This window comes from Bacillus cereus group sp. N6, assembly GCF_016483705.1.
Taxonomy (GTDB): Bacteria; Bacillota; Bacilli; order Bacillales; family Bacillaceae_G; genus Bacillus_A; species Bacillus_A wiedmannii.
In genome coordinates, this window is sequence record NZ_JAEHBI010000370.1 from 1 (window position 1) to 224 (window position 224).

The window sequence follows — 224 nt, forward strand, 5'->3', positions numbered from 1 at the left end:
AGTTCCCTTTGCGGGACATACTTTGTTGAATTTTTTGTTGATTACAAAAATCAGTAACCGTATAACTGGAAAACTGTGATCCTTGATCACTATGAAATAGGATTCTTTTTTGACTTCCATAAACATGTTTGACCTGCTGAATTGTATCTTTTACTAATTGAGCATCTTGGTGAGTATCCAACGAATAGCCAAGCACCCGTCGGGTGCTTATATCTAATGCAGCA

The 224-nt window shown here is 37.1% G+C and carries 1 protein-coding gene; it reads right to left on the bottom strand.

The window, feature by feature from the left end; all coding sequences use genetic code 11:
- The coding region (locus tag JDS99_RS31615) for a DDE-type integrase/transposase/recombinase (protein WP_199696555.1) at positions 1–224 on the bottom strand (224 nt) is incomplete at both ends.